The sequence below is a fragment of the Chitinivibrionales bacterium genome (genome assembly GCA_035516255.1).
GTDB lineage: Bacteria > Fibrobacterota > Chitinivibrionia > Chitinivibrionales > FEN-1185 > FEN-1185.
The window spans coordinates 80,763-94,667 of record DATJAL010000001.1 but is presented as its reverse complement, the minus strand read 5'-3'; the positions used below and the strand labels follow the sequence as shown (position 1 = coordinate 94,667).

General features: G+C 53.4%; 11 protein-coding genes. 10 read left to right on the top strand and 1 reads right to left on the bottom strand.

Annotated elements, in window-relative coordinates; genetic code table 11:
* Nucleotides 1-74: 74 nt before the first annotated feature.
* The 10 genes from VLX68_00395 to VLX68_00350 all read left to right on the top strand — a co-directional run bounded on the left by VLX68_00395 (nucleotide 75) and on the right by VLX68_00350 (nucleotide 11,360).
* A complete protein-coding gene (locus VLX68_00395) occupies nucleotides 75-629 on the top strand; it encodes a sigma-70 family RNA polymerase sigma factor (protein ID HUI90680.1) in 555 nt (184 codons plus the stop codon).
* A 228-nt stretch (nucleotides 630-857) separates the two neighbouring features.
* Entirely contained in the window at nucleotides 858-1,631 is a 774-nt protein-coding gene (gene lepB / locus VLX68_00390) for a signal peptidase I (GenBank protein ID HUI90679.1), read from the top strand.
* A gap of 254 nt (nucleotides 1,632-1,885) precedes the next feature.
* The gene (gene purH, locus VLX68_00385) at nucleotides 1,886-3,493 is read left to right on the top strand and encodes a bifunctional phosphoribosylaminoimidazolecarboxamide formyltransferase/IMP cyclohydrolase (protein ID HUI90678.1); all 1,608 of its coding nucleotides are present in this window, start codon (nucleotides 1,886-1,888) and stop codon (nucleotides 3,491-3,493) included.
* Nucleotides 3,494-3,542: 49 nt separating this feature from the next.
* Nucleotides 3,543-5,804, top strand: a complete 2,262-nt coding sequence (gene topA / locus VLX68_00380) for a type I DNA topoisomerase (GenBank protein HUI90677.1) — start codon at nucleotides 3,543-3,545, stop codon at nucleotides 5,802-5,804.
* Between the two features lie 179 nt (nucleotides 5,805-5,983).
* A complete protein-coding gene (trmFO, locus tag VLX68_00375) occupies nucleotides 5,984-7,309 on the top strand; it encodes a methylenetetrahydrofolate--tRNA-(uracil(54)-C(5))-methyltransferase (FADH(2)-oxidizing) TrmFO (GenBank protein HUI90676.1) in 1,326 nt (441 codons plus the stop codon).
* Between the two features lie 109 nt (nucleotides 7,310-7,418).
* A complete protein-coding gene (locus tag VLX68_00370; GenBank protein ID HUI90675.1) occupies nucleotides 7,419-8,147 on the top strand; it encodes a MotA/TolQ/ExbB proton channel family protein in 729 nt (242 codons plus the stop codon).
* Between the two features lie 16 nt (nucleotides 8,148-8,163).
* Nucleotides 8,164-8,580, top strand: a complete 417-nt coding sequence (locus VLX68_00365; GenBank protein ID HUI90674.1) for a biopolymer transporter ExbD — start codon at nucleotides 8,164-8,166, stop codon at nucleotides 8,578-8,580.
* Nucleotides 8,580-9,248: an energy transducer TonB gene (locus VLX68_00360; GenBank protein HUI90673.1), complete on the top strand. Its 669-nt coding sequence runs from the start codon at nucleotides 8,580-8,582 to the stop codon at nucleotides 9,246-9,248. The genes VLX68_00365 and VLX68_00360 overlap by 1 nt, the downstream gene beginning before the upstream one ends.
* Before the next feature lie 27 nt (nucleotides 9,249-9,275).
* Entirely contained in the window at nucleotides 9,276-10,520 is a 1,245-nt protein-coding gene (locus tag VLX68_00355; GenBank protein HUI90672.1) for a hypothetical protein, read from the top strand.
* Between the two features lie 93 nt (nucleotides 10,521-10,613).
* Nucleotides 10,614-11,360, top strand: a complete 747-nt coding sequence (locus VLX68_00350; GenBank protein ID HUI90671.1) for a tetratricopeptide repeat protein — start codon at nucleotides 10,614-10,616, stop codon at nucleotides 11,358-11,360.
* Between the two features lie 65 nt (nucleotides 11,361-11,425).
* On the opposite strand, the gene VLX68_00345 is transcribed toward VLX68_00350, so the two are convergent.
* Nucleotides 11,426-13,795 (bottom strand): hypothetical protein, encoded by a 2,370-nt coding sequence (locus tag VLX68_00345; protein ID HUI90670.1) that lies wholly within the window; start codon nucleotides 13,793-13,795, stop codon nucleotides 11,426-11,428.
* Between the last annotated feature and the right edge of the window lie 110 nt (nucleotides 13,796-13,905).

Sequence of the window (13,905 nt, the reverse complement as noted above, 5' to 3'; positions counted from 1 at the left end):
ACGGGAACCATTTCCGGCATATTGCGTATTTTATGGTGTTAACGAACAGGTAAAAGAGGTCATTGGATTGCACCGTGGAAGATCTCGAAATTATCAAGCTTGTAAAAAACGGAGATGCCGGCTCCTTCTCTGTTTTAGTGGAGCGGTATCACCGGAATTTGCTCAATTTCATTTACCATACCGTGCATGAAAAAGGAATTGTTGAGGACATCGGGCAGGAAGTTTTTCTCAGCGTGTATCAGTCAATTGGAAATTTTGATGAAAAGCGGGGTGTGCCTTTTTCAGTGTGGCTGTTTACGATTGCGCGTAACCGGTGCATTTCTGAAATAAGGAAAATGAAAAAGCGAAAAGAAATATCTCTGCCTGAGGATGAAACAATAACGGGACATGAAGGAAATCCCGGCATCCTGCTGGAACAGAAGGAACGAAGAAAGTCGCTTGAAGCGGCGCTTGCCGTGTTGGATGAGCCGTTCAGGTCGACAATTTTGAGCAGTATTGAAGGAATGAGTATAGATGAAATATCCAGTAGAGGGAAACTGCCGCGAAATACGGTAAAAACAAGACTGTTCAGGGCCCGTGAGAAATTAAAAGCCATTTTAAATACGCATGGCGGAGGTGGTTTGCTATGAATAATTTCGTACCTTCTGACCGGTTTGTCGAAAGGACGATGGAAGCGGTCCTCGCTTATGAGGCGCGCAAGGCAAGGCGTTCCGTAATATCAATCAAAGGTCTTGCGGCGGCCTTTCTGCAGACGGGTGCGGTTCTCGCCGGCTGCGGAATCGCGATTATCAATTTTATCCGATTATATTACACCGTATTTGCTCCAGTGCTGTCACGATAATAAACGGAGGTGCTGCATGGATTCGGCTGCGCAGATCAAGGACAGGAAAAAAATTAGCGCGCTTGTAGCCGGGCTCATTCTGCCGGGCCTGGGGCAGATGTACAACGGAGAATTGACAAAAGGGCTCTGCTTTTTCGGCCTGTTCCTCATGACCGTAATCGCGGGACTCCGGATCGTGATGATGTTTCCCAATGCGTCTCTGATGCTCGGTATAGGCATGGTGGCGCTGCTCAGCCTGGCCATTTACATCGTTTTCAGCATTGAGGCGTGGCTTGCGGCATCACGCAGGGGAAAAGGGTTCATGGTGAAGTGGTTTAACCGGTGGTATTTCTACACCGCAATGTGGATGCTGTGCTCGGTTTTCATTTCCTCGGCAGCGTTTTCGTACGTGTCGGACGGCATCGTGCAATTCTGCAGGATCGTCACCGCATCAATGACGCCGGCGGTGGTTCCGGGGGATTATGTGATTGTGGACAAAACGTATTACAAGCATCATGCGCCGAAAAAAGGCGATGTCATTCTCTTCCGCTATCCTGACGACAGGAGCAAATTATTCATAAAAAGGATAGGCGGATTGCCCGGTGACACGCTCAAGCTCGAGGGAAATGTAATTATTGTTCCGCATGGACATGTATTCGCGCTTGGCGATAATGCCGGCCACTCCGATGATTCGCGTCATTATGGACCCATACCGCTCACCGAATTGCTTGGCAAGGCAAGGCAGGTTTATTTTTCGTTTTCGATTGAAAATGGAATTCGACCGGAGAGGATAGGCCTTGTCTTGCCATAGAAAAATATGCTGATGGATTAATAGGCTCTTATGGTGATACGCAATCCGGGAGCAATTCTTTCCCTCAATCTTGCCATGTCAAGATAATTTCTTTCCTTATAATATGGAAATTTTGAATCATTTTCCTTATTAAATTTGCCAGAATATAAATATGATGATTTTTTTGTTTTTCAAACAATTTTGCATTTTCCAGTAGAATCAACCATTTTCTATGGTCTTTCAATTAAAAACCGTTCATTTCCGGGAGCAGGTGTATGACGGACAAGCTAAAGATCGCCAGGGCCCTCATCAGTGTTTCGGATAAAACAGGGATCGTGGAGCTTGCCCGCACCCTTGCCCAAAACGGCGTGGAGATACTGTCAACCGGCGGGACCGCCCGGATCCTTTCCGAAAACAACGTGCCGGTGAAGACCGTTGATTCCCATACGGGTTTCCCGGAAATAATGGACGGCAGGGTGAAAACCCTGCACCCGAAGATCCATGGCGGCCTTCTGGCGGTGCGCGACAATCCCGGACACCTCGAACAGATGAAAAAGAACGGGATCGTGCCCATTGACCTTGTCGTGGTGAACCTGTATCCCTTCAAGGTGACCATTGAAAAACCCGGCGTCACCGTGGAGGAGGCGATCGAGAACATCGACATCGGCGGGCCGGCAATGATACGCAGCGCCGCGAAAAACCACGCGTATGTGACCGTGGTGGTCGATCCCGCGGACTACGCCGCGGTCGCCGGCGCGATACAGGGCGGCGGCGTTCCCCATGACCTGCGGAAGTTCCTTGCCGTAAAGGCCTTTGGCCATACCGCGGATTACGATTCCGCAATCGACGTTTACTTTTCGAGAAAATACCTTAATGAGGAAGTGCTGCGGCTTAATTTCAGGAACGGCACCGAACTGCGCTACGGCGAAAATCCGCACCAATCAGCAGTGTTTTATAAGTCAAGGGAATGCACCGAGCCGAGCATGGCAACCGCCGTCCAGCTTCACGGCAAGGAACTTTCGTATAACAACATCGTTGACGGTGACGCGGCTCTGGAGGCCGTAAAGGAACTTGCCGATGTTCCCGCGGCAGCAGTGATCAAACACACCAATCCGTGCGGTTATGCTACGGGAAAAACACTTGCGGAGGCGCTTTCGGCCGCATGGTCGGGTGATCCGATATCTGCGTACGGAAGCGTCATTGCGGTTTCTCAGCCCGTGGATCTGGCCGCGGCAAAGGTTCTTGCAGGACGATTCGTGGAAATACTTATAGCCCCTGATTTTTCTCCTGAAGCGCTTGTCTATTTAAAAGATAAAAGTTCACAGCTCCGCATTCTCAAGGTTGGGGAGCTCAATGATAAAAAAGAGGAGCGGTTTGTCTATAAACATGTCATCGGCGCAATGCTGAAGCAGGACCGCGACGTGGTGGAATGCGAGAAATGGGACACGGTGACCAAGGCGCAGTTCCCCGAAAGCAAGGCGCCGCTCGCCAAGTTCGCGTGGAAGGCATGCAAGCACACGAAGTCAAACGCCATCGTGCTGGCGCAGGAATACGGTCTTGGCGTATACCGCGTGGTGGGCATGGGCGCTGGCCAGCCCAACCGCGTCGATTCGCTGAGAAAGCTTTCAATCACCAAGGCAAGGGAGAATTTCGCCGCTGAGCAGAAGACAATCGCGGGCGATTTCACAAAGGAATTTTCTGAGCTGGTGCTCGCCTCAGACGCTTATTTTCCGTTTCCCGACAACATCGAAGAGGCAAACAAGGCCGGCATCCGTTATATTGTCGAGCCGGGCGGCTCCAAGCGGGACAATGAAGTGATTGAGGCGTGCAACAAGTTCGGGATCGCGATGGTGTTCACCGGAACCAGGCATTTCAGACATTGATAATTGAACATAGGCAGCAACATTTACAAATAAAGGAACACGTTAAAGTATGCCCAAGCATCTGGTTATTGTTGAGTCTCCTGCAAAATGCAAAACCATTTCCAAGTACCTCGGCAAGAATTATTCCGTTCGGGCGACCATGGGTCATATCATCGACCTGCCGGGAAAGGAATTCGGCGTTGATATAGCGAACGATTTCAAGCCCAAATACACCGTTGCCAAGGGAAAGAACCGCATCCTGAAAACCCTCAAGGACGACGCGGCGCACTCCGACGTCGTATATCTGGCGCCCGACCCGGACCGCGAAGGGGAGGCAATCGCCTGGCATGTCGCACAGTACATCGCAAAATCGAATGCGAACGTGAAGCGCGTGCTCTTCAACGAAATAACAAAGCCCGCCGTGCTTTCGGCCATTGAAAAGCCGGGTGAAATAGACATGAACAAGGTCAACGCGCAGCAGGCGCGCCGGATACTCGACCGCATCGTGGGATATCAGGTGTCGCCGATTCTGTGGCGAACGGTGTTCCGCGGCCTTTCGGCGGGGCGCGTGCAGTCGGTGGCGCTGCGCCTCATCTGTGAGCGTGAAGAAGAAATAAAAAAATTCGTAAAGGAAGAATTCTGGTCTTTACACGCGCAACTTGAACATTCAGGCACCGGGTTCTGGGCGAAGCTCGCCGCCGTCGACGGTGCAAAACCCGTTCTTCCCAACGAGGCTTCCGTAAAAACAATCATGGATCGGGTGCAGGACAAGCCGTTTGTGGTGAACGACGTGCAACGCGTTGAAAAAATGAGAAAGCCCTATGCGCCATTCATTACCAGCACGCTCCAGCAGGAGGCGGCGCGAAAACTCAACTATTCGGCAACAAAAACCATGATCATCGCGCAGCAATTGTATGAAGGTCTCGAACTGGGTTCGCTCGGCAGTATGGGGCTCATCACCTACATGCGCACCGATTCGACCCGCATTGCCCAGGAAGCCATTGTAAGTGCGCGTTCCCTTATCGGTTCGCAGTTCGGCGCCAAATACCTGCCCGAGGGCCCGCGCACCTATGCGAAAAACAAGAACGCCCAAGATGCGCACGAAGCCATCAGGCCATCGCAGGTGTCAATGGATTTTTCCCCTGATAAGATGAGGCAGTTTTTAAGCAAGGACCAGCACCGGCTGTACGACCTCGTTTGGAAGCGGTTTCTTGCGTCGCAGATGGAGAATGCTCTGTTTGATTCAACGAGGATCGATATCACGGCCGGCGGGTGCGTGTTCCGGGCGACAGGGTCGATACTGAAATTCGACGGTTTCCTCACGCTGTACGACGAAAGCGCCGAGGAAACGCAGGAAAACGGCGAGGACGTGAACGATAACCTTCCCGAGGTGAAGGCAAACGATACGATAGGCCTCCTGAAGCTCCTTGATAAACAGCATTTTACACAGCCGTCGCCGCGCTATTCCGAGGCAACGCTCGTGCGGGAACTCGAGGACAAGGGCATCGGCAGGCCGAGCACTTACGCGCAGATCATCGACACGCTCAAGCGCCGGAAGTACGTCAATGTCGAAAACAAGCGGTTCGCGCCCACCGAGGTGGGGTTCATGGTGAAGGACATTCTCGTCAAGCAATTTTCAAACGTGTTCGACGTCGGCTTCACCGCGACCATGGAGAATTCTCTTGACAAAATAGAGCTTGGCGAGGCCGAGTGGGTTTCGGTTCTCAAGGACTTCTACGGGCCGTTTTCCAAGCGGCTCGAGGGCGTCAAATCGAACATCCGCGACCTCAAGGCGGCCAACCAGACCGTGACCGGGCGCACCTGCCCCGAATGCAAGAAATTCCCGCTTGTCATTAAGTGGAGCAGGAACGGGCGTTTTCTCGCCTGCCAGGGATTTCCCGCGTGCCGTTACACCGAGCCGCTCGAGAAACCGGCGCCGGTCAAGTCCTCCGAACTATGCGACAAGTGCGGCTCTCCCATGGTGGTGCTCAACATCAACGGGAACCGGTTTCTCGGCTGCTCGCGCTATCCCGAGTGCAGAAACACCAAATCGATATCCACCGGCGTCACCTGCCCGCGCGAGGGATGCGGCGGCCAGATCATCGAGCGGAAAACGAAGCGGCAGCGTCTTTTCTTCGGGTGCAGCAACTATCCAAAATGCAATTTCGCCACCTGGGACAGGCCCGTTGCGCAGAAATGCCCGCAATGCGGTTTCGGCATTCTTGTTTATAAAGACACAAAGCGTAAAGGCGTTTATCACCGGTGTCCGAATTGCAGGGCGGAATTCCCCGTTCCCGGCGCAACGGGGGAACCCGCGCAGGTGGAAGGGTAAAAAAGAGTTGCCACAGAGACACAGAGGACACAGAGAAAACATGTAGTTTAAGTTGGGACTTGAAAGTTGAAGGCGTTTTGTGTTCTTGCTTTCAACTTTCAACCTTCAACTTCCAACTATATTTTAACTTTCTCTGTGCTCTCTGTGTATCTGTGGCTATTTTTTTAAGGAAGCTTTCAATGCCATCAATCGGCATTATCGGCGCCGGCCTTGCCGGATGCGAAGCGGCGCTTGTGCTCGTACGCCGCGGCATTGCCGTCACCCTTTACGAAATGCGTCCCGCTAAAACTACTGCGGCGCATGCCACCGCACTCCCTGCGGAACTGGTATGCTCAAACTCGTTTAAATCCCAAGAACTTCCCGCCGCGCTGGCGCTGCTCAAGGAAGAGCTCGCGCTGCTTGGCAGCCCGCTGCTTTCCAGCGCGAAAAAAACGTCACTACCTGCGGGGAAAGCCCTGGCCGTTGACAGAAAAGCGTTTTCCGAAGAAGTGATGAAAGAATTGAAAGCATCACCCGGCATTTCCTTGCAGACCGCCGAAGCCCGCGAGCCTCCCGCGGGTCACGATGCCGTTATACTGGCAACAGGTCCTCTTACTTCATTGCCGATGGCTGAATGGCTGCAAAAAACATTTCCGGCCGACTCATTATATTTTTACGACGCCATCGCGCCGATTGTCAGCAGGGAATCGATTGATTTTAAAAAAGCGTTTTTCGGCTCGCGCTGGCGGCTGGATCGGGACGATTACTGCAATTGCCCGTTTACACGGGAAGAATATGAACGGTTTCACGGGGCGCTGAAATCTGCACAAACCGTTTCTCCGCATGCGGGCGAGGAGGAGCGTTTTTTCGAAGCGTGCCTTCCCCTCGATATCATTGCACGTCGCGGCCCGCTTGCAATGGCCTATGGACCGCTCAAACCCGTGGGGTTTTCCGATCCGTCCACCGGAAAACGGCCGTTTGCGCTGTGCCAGTTGCGTCGCGAAGACGCGGCGGGAAGCAGTTTCAGCCTTGTCGCGTGCCAGACCAGGCTCACCCAGGCGGAACAGAAGCGGGTTTTCAGGATGATCCCCGGTCTCGAGAATGCCGAATTCCTGCGGTTCGGTTCATGTCACCGCAATACCTACCTCGATTCACCTTCGCTTCTGGCGCCCGACCTTTCCTTTAAATCAATGCCGTCGCTTTTTTGCGCCGGCCAATTGTGCGGCAATGAAGGGTATGTTGAAAGCATCGCGACCGGACATGCCGCCGCAAAATTCGTTCTGGGAAGGATCCGGGAGAACCATGTCAACAATCCTCCTGAAACAACCGCCCTCGGTTCGCTGTTGCATTATGTGACCGGTTCGAAATTAAAACCATTTTCTCCCTCAAGTTTTCACTTCGGCCTGCTGCCAGCGCTTTCCGATACTTCGCGCAAACTGCCAAAAAAAGAACGCCAAATGCAATTGTGCCATCGCGCGATCGACGATATGAAGACATGGATTCGAGCCGCAGACAAAGGAGACTAAATCGGCGATATCAGCAATTCTTGTCCTCTCAATATTTTTTAAAAATTATATTTTATGATGAGTACATCATGCCGGAAAACTCTTTCCGGCGCCCTTGAAAGGATACTGCATGAACATTCCCATTGTTGACATGATACTCAGGTCAGGCTGGGTGGCGCGCTCGATCCTGGTATTGCTCGGGATTTTTTCCATAGTCACCTGGGCCGTGATTTTCAACAGGTTCTATTACCTCGGACGGGTGTCAAAGCGAAGCAGGCTTTTTTTTAAAAAATATCTGGCTATGACGGCATTGACCGATGTCGAAAAAGCGGACGCACAGCTCCTCAAATCGCCCATGGGACAGCTCGGCGCAAAGGGCGCGGGCGAGTTCCGGCGCATCATCGACGATTCCAAATCGCACAGCGGGGTCAGCGACTGGTCTTTCTTTTTGCAGAACCAGTTTGCGATTGCGCTCGAACGCATCGACACGCTTTTTTCCGAAATCTCGAGGAAGCTTGACACGGGCCTCATCCTGCTGGCGATTTCCAGCAGCGTGTGCCCGTTTCTCGGGCTGCTCGGAACGGTGTGGGGGATCATGGACTCTTTTTACGAGATCGGAAACCAGGGCTCGGCGAGCCTGCCCGTGGTGGCGCCCGGCATCGCCGAGGCGCTTGTGGTCACGCTCGTGGGCCTCGGGGTCGCGATCCCTGCCGTGCTGTTCTACAACTACTTCGTCCACCAGGTTGACAGGGTGGAAAACGAGCTTTCCGAATACAAGAACCTCATGTTTTCCCATTTGAAAAGGGATATTCTAAGCGTGCTGTACCGCGACAAACATCCGGGAAAGCCGGCCGCCTGAAGGAAAGAGCGCCGCAATGAAATCGGGCAAAAGAAGAAAAGCGATAGCGGACCTCAACATCACGAACCTCGTCGATGTCGTTTTCACGCTGCTCATCATCTTCATGATCACCGCGCCCATGATGACCCAGGGCGTTCAGGTCGACCTCCCCAAGGCCGACGCCGAAAACGTGGAAGTCAACGACTTCATTCAAATTTCCATCAACAGCCGCAGCGAAATATTCATTGACCAGGAGCGCATCAACCTCGGCGACTTCAAGAAGCGCTTCAAGGAGGTGTTCGCCGGACGCGTGAAGACGCCGGTGTTCATCAACGCGGACAAGAAGGTGCCCTACGGCCTGGTGATCCGCGTCATCGCCGATGTGCAGAATGCCGGCGTGGTCAAGCTCGGGTTTCTCACGCTGCCGGCCAAAGAGGAAGCTGGTGGCTCCTGATGGTCGCGTCTGCGGCTGCCGTTTTGCCGCGCGTAAGCAGCAAGGCGGATGAAGATTCATTCGCGCCCGTGGTTGTCATCTCCGCGATTTTTCATGCCGTGATTTTGATCGGAATACCGCTGCTTGCCACGCTGTTTTACCACTCCGAAAAATATGAGCGTCCTAAAACATTCACCCTGGTGAGCATGCCCAAGACCGCGATCCAGCAGAAAATTGCGCAGGCGGTCAAAAAGCCAAAGACGGCCAATCCAATACCGGCGAAGAAAAAGTCGAAACAAGCGTCCAAGAAGGAAGAAAATACAAAGGAGAATACAGACCAGCTGGAGGAACTGCTCGACGCAATCCCCGCCAGCGTTTCGGAAATCACTGCAGGTCAGTCATTCAAATATGCGTGGTATATCAACAGCGTTATTTCGAAAGTCGAGGAAAATTGGAAACCTCCAAGCGGCATAACGCAAAAAAAAGACGCTGCAGTCACGGTGTTTTTCACCATTTTTCCCGGCGGAGATATTTCACCGGTTGTGGTGAAAGAGTCGTCGGGGATATCCACGCTCGACAACCTGGCGGTAAGGGCCGTCACGATGGCGGCGCCGTTCGGCAAGCTTCCGCCCGGCTGGTCCGGAAACAGGCTTGATCTCAAATATATTTTACACTGCGTCAAGCAATAACCCGCAAGACGATTGGAGGTATCAGCGATGATGCGCACCCTTGTTCTGATATCCTTTGCTGTCATCTTAGGCATAAACGCTCCGCTCGCCGAGCGCATCACCCTTGAATCCTATGCCTCCAACCTCGATTCCATCTCCATCGCCCTCCTTCCTTTAAAAAATTCAGGCGAAACCGCTGTCACAAAAAACGAACCGTGGAAGGTGCTCGCCGCCGACCTTGAATTTTCCGGACGGGTAAACGTGTTGCGCGTCCTCAAGGCAGATCCCGCCGAGCTTGCGAAGAGCAACGTGCCGCTGTACATCGACGGCGAATACGAGGTGTTCGGCAAATACGTGCGCGTGGAGTTCACGCTGCGCGATGCGAAAACCTCGGATGCCCTGCTGGAGAAAAAATACGAAGGCGAAATGGGCCAGACGGGCATGATGGCGCACCGCTTTGCCGACATGCTCGTTTCCACGCTGTTCGGCGACAAAGGCATTTTCGAAAGCAGGATGCTGTTTGTCAAGGACGAAGGCGCTAGGGAAAAGGACATCATGATCATGGACTGGGACGGCGAAAACATGCACCAGCTCATAGCGGCGGCAACGGTCAACATTTTCCCGGTGTTCGTCGATTCAACCATGTTTTTATGGACCTCGTTCATCCGCGGCCACCCGAGCATCTACAAGGCGACCTTCGGCGGGAAGGGCGGGGCGCTCATGAACAACCGTTTCGTCGAGTCCTCGCCGGCGTATTCTCCCATCACCGGAAAAGTGGTTTTCACCTCCTCCCGCGACGGCACCATGGAGATTTACACCTGCGACCTCGACGGGACTGACGTTAAACGGCTCACCAAAACCAAGGCGATCAACACCTCGCCGTGCTGGTCGCCCAACGGGTATCAGATCGCATTTACGTCCGACCGGGTGGGAGGGCCGCGGATTTTCATCATGGACGCGGACGGCTCCAGCGTGCACCAGCTCACGTTCGAGGGCGGATACCAGGACTCGCCTGCCTGGTCGCCGAAGGGGGACAGGATCGCCTACCAGTGTTTGACAAACGGCAAGTTCGAAATCTGGACCGCGAAAACCGACGGCTCGGGCGTCTTCCAAGTCACCAGCTGCCCCGGCGAAAACGAATACCCTGCCTGGGCGGCTGACGGAATGCACATTGTTTTTTCGAGCAAACGCGGACCTAAATCCGACTTGTACGCGGCAAAATCAGACGGCACGCGCCTGATCCGGCTCACCAGCACGGGAACCGCAAAGATGCCGGACTGGTCGAATTTTTAATCCCCGCGGCATTTTTGCATTTGCTTCATCGTTTCCGCAATCATAATTTTATATATCAGCGATGTGTCCACTATTCCACGTGGGAAGGACTTTATGGCGAAGACCTCCAAAATTATCATTATCTTGTCCGGCATGTTCCTTTCGCTTTTTTCCGGATGCTCCTCCATCACCCTGCTGCGCATCCAGGAGCTAAAGGAAGTAGAGGCGCGCGTTGATTCACTCAGGACCGAAATGGCGTCGCGCGACACCCTTCTCCAGAAGGAGCAGAAGAACCAGAACGAGCTGCTGCGGCTCATCCGTGCCGACATGCAGGTGCGCTTCGAGGAGCTCGGCCAGAAGGTCTCGTCGCTCGAGGGCAGCCTTTCGGAAAGCAAATACAAGCTTTCGATGATCGACAAGAAGACGCAGGAGATGCAGGAACAGTGGAAGGCAAAGGCAGCGGCCGATTCCGCCGACGCGACGCAGAAGAAGACGCAGGTTGACAAACTGTACCAGATTGCCTGCGGCGATTTCAATGCGGGACGCTTCGACCTAGCGGCCAACGGCTTTCTCGACCTCGTGAACCAGTACCCGGAATCACCGACCGCCGACGAAGCGGCATACTGGTATGCCGAATGTTTCTTCGGCAAGAAGGAGTACGAAAAGGCGGAGCAGCTCTACACCGACTACCTCAGGAAATACCGCGACGGGAAAAAGGTGTGCGCCTCGCTGTACAAGCTCGGCCTCGTTTTTGAGATAAAAAAGGCGCTGGAAAAAAGAAAGCTGGTCTGGCAGAAACTCATCTCCACCTGCCCTGATTCTCCCGAGGCAAAGGCAGCTAAGGAAAAGCTGGGCAAATAACTTTTAAAAAGAAGCGGCCCGCGGGGAAACCACCCGGCAGGCCGCTCACGCTTTAGTCGGATACTTTATTTCTTCTTTTCGGGACCATTCTCCATCTGCTGTTTGAGTTTCTGGATTTCCTGGTCGAGTTCCTTTTGCTTCTCCTCCATCTTCTGCTGCGTATCGGTCTTGTCGGTCTGGTGCGATATTTTCTGCACTATGGCGAGCGCGTAGTCGATGTCGTTCTTGATATCGGCGATGTTGCGCGAGAAGAAAGTGGATCGGTAGAACTCGTCGGCAAAGACCTCGAATTTGTCAAGTTTGTCCTTGTCCTCGGTCTGGACCTTGCGCAGACTGTCGGTCTGGTGCAGGACGGTGGAGGAGGGAAGCTCGAGCGAAAGCTTGTTCACGTCGAACGCGAGCACCTCGTAGGTCTTTCGGTTCACGCGGTATTTCACCTGCTCGGCTTCGAGCGTGTCGGCCGGCGGCGCCTTGAGCGCAGCCGCCTTCTGTGACGCCGCCGAAAGCACCGAGAGAGCGGCGTCGTAATTCTTCTGCATCAGGTGTGCGTATGCCTCGATGAGGCTGCCCTCGCACTGGAGCGACGGCTTGGCCGACAGCTTCTGGAGCGCCTGGCCGTTGGTGATACAGTCGTTCCACTGCCGGGCGCGGAGTGCGGTCCAGCACATTCCCAGGAGCGCATCCTCATAATAATAGCTCTGCTTAGGGACCATGCGCAATGCGGTGATCGCCTTGGAAAGCGCCAGTTGTTCGTAAAACATGTAGCCGAGAAACAGGTACGAACGATTGACGATTTCATGCTGTTCGTTGGTCTGCGCCTTTGCCTCGATGGCGTTGCCGAGCGCGTTGAGCGCGTCTTCCATGTTGTAAGTGAGGACATACGAAACCGCTGCCGAGTGCTGGGCAAACGGATACTCGGGGTGCGTTTCGGGGATGGCCGTGAAGAGCTGAATGCCGGGCTGATAGTTCTTGTCCCGCATGTCCTGTTCGGCCATGAGATAATACGCGTGATATTTAAGCGAGTCCGGGACCGCGTTAGAATTGAGCAATGAGAACTGCTCGCTCACGCCGGCGGTGTTGTTGTCGCGGTAAGCGATACGCATGAGCCCGAGGTCCGCATAGGGGATGATCGAGCTCTTGGGGTAGTCCTTTTTCGCGTCGCGGTAATTCTGCGCCGAGAGCTCCCTCATGTCAAGCTTCTCCAGACACGCACCGCGGTAGTACTGCACCCAGTCGTTTTTGAAGAAGTTGGGGAACTGGACCAGTATCTGGCTGAACAGGAAAAAGGCGTCCCAGTATTTGCCTTCGTAATACAGCTTGCAGGCCCTGTTGTACAGCTCGTTGGGAGCGAGGTCGAGCGCGCGCGCCATGCGCCGGGCGTACATTTCTTCTCGGTGCATTCCGACATCGCCGCGGATATACACCGAATGGGTTGACACCTGGTCCTCCTGGGTCATGCCGATGAACTGGTACAGGAACTGCAGGTCCCTTCCCTCGTTAAAGTGTGGAAAGTTGACGCCTATGGCGAACCCGTAATATTCGTTGGACTGCCGGATGTTTCCCATGAGGAAATAAACGTTGAGCATGCGCATGAGCCAGCCGCCCAAGCGGAAGTTGTAGTCGTATTCGATAACGTTTTTACTCGTCACCGTATCGGTACCGTTAATTAATTTCGGTGGTGAACCGTTAGCGAGGGCCTCGTAAAGATTTTTCGTGCTTATGTCAAGCCCTGCCTCGATCTGTTTCTCAAGAAAATACGCAAGCCATGAGAATTTGATATTGTTTGTATAACTCGCAACGCTCATGTTAGATGGCAAATGTAAATTATCGAGGATCGGTTCTAAAATGTTTTGGAACGAAATGCCGATGATATGCTCGCCGTACACCGGGTGCATCGCGAGCCGGTAGGTGAGCCCCACGTCGCCGCTCAGGTTATAAAGCCAGTCGGCCATGGTATGCGCGAAGTTCGTGTTCATCGAAAGTCCCAGGTTCACGCCGATGCTGAGCCCGCCCCAGATATTGTTGGCGTAGGTGGCCATGAGCAGATTGTTCCGGTTTGAGACCTTTCCCGAATCAACCACGACGCCGTTCACCTGGTCCCATCCGTTTGCCGAAATATCGCCCGCGCCTTCGGTGAAGTAGGAAACACCCCACGATTCGTACAATCCCACGGGAAAAGTAGCGCCGAGTTCCGTAAGCTGAGACCATCCGTCCAACACAAATCCCTGGCATGCGCGAAGGTCAATGTAATTTGCTTCGGTTATGAAAGCGGGATTGGTGGAGGGCGAATAACGAGAAAACAGGTCGCGCCAACGCTGCGTAATGAGGTATTCGCCGGGCAATCCGTCTGCAAACACGGAAAAAACACAAGAGATGGTGGAAAGAAGAAAAATTGCTGCTTTGATCCGATGTGACGACGAGTCTTTCATTCCCATAGGGGAGTTCCTTTTCATTTAAGTGTGGGGGTCAAAGGATGATTCCCGTATTTTATCGGTTTAATGGCACTTTGCCAGCTATTTCAACAACATGAAAATTTGATAGAAGT

Coding starts and splice junctions, on each gene's coding strand:
- lepB (HUI90679.1), top strand. CDS start 858: ATGGATTCGGCTGCGCAGATCAAGGACAGGAAAAAAATTAGCGCGCTT.
- purH (HUI90678.1), top strand. CDS start 1,886: ATGACGGACAAGCTAAAGATCGCCAGGGCCCTCATCAGTGTTTCGGAT.
- topA (HUI90677.1), top strand. CDS start 3,543: ATGCCCAAGCATCTGGTTATTGTTGAGTCTCCTGCAAAATGCAAAACC.
- trmFO (HUI90676.1), top strand. CDS start 5,984: ATGCCATCAATCGGCATTATCGGCGCCGGCCTTGCCGGATGCGAAGCG.
- VLX68_00370 (HUI90675.1), top strand. CDS start 7,419: ATGAACATTCCCATTGTTGACATGATACTCAGGTCAGGCTGGGTGGCG.
- VLX68_00365 (HUI90674.1), top strand. CDS start 8,164: ATGAAATCGGGCAAAAGAAGAAAAGCGATAGCGGACCTCAACATCACG.
- VLX68_00360 (HUI90673.1), top strand. CDS start 8,580: ATGGTCGCGTCTGCGGCTGCCGTTTTGCCGCGCGTAAGCAGCAAGGCG.
- VLX68_00355 (HUI90672.1), top strand. CDS start 9,276: ATGATGCGCACCCTTGTTCTGATATCCTTTGCTGTCATCTTAGGCATA.
- VLX68_00350 (HUI90671.1), top strand. CDS start 10,614: ATGGCGAAGACCTCCAAAATTATCATTATCTTGTCCGGCATGTTCCTT.
- VLX68_00345 (HUI90670.1), bottom strand. CDS start 13,795: ATGGGAATGAAAGACTCGTCGTCACATCGGATCAAAGCAGCAATTTTT.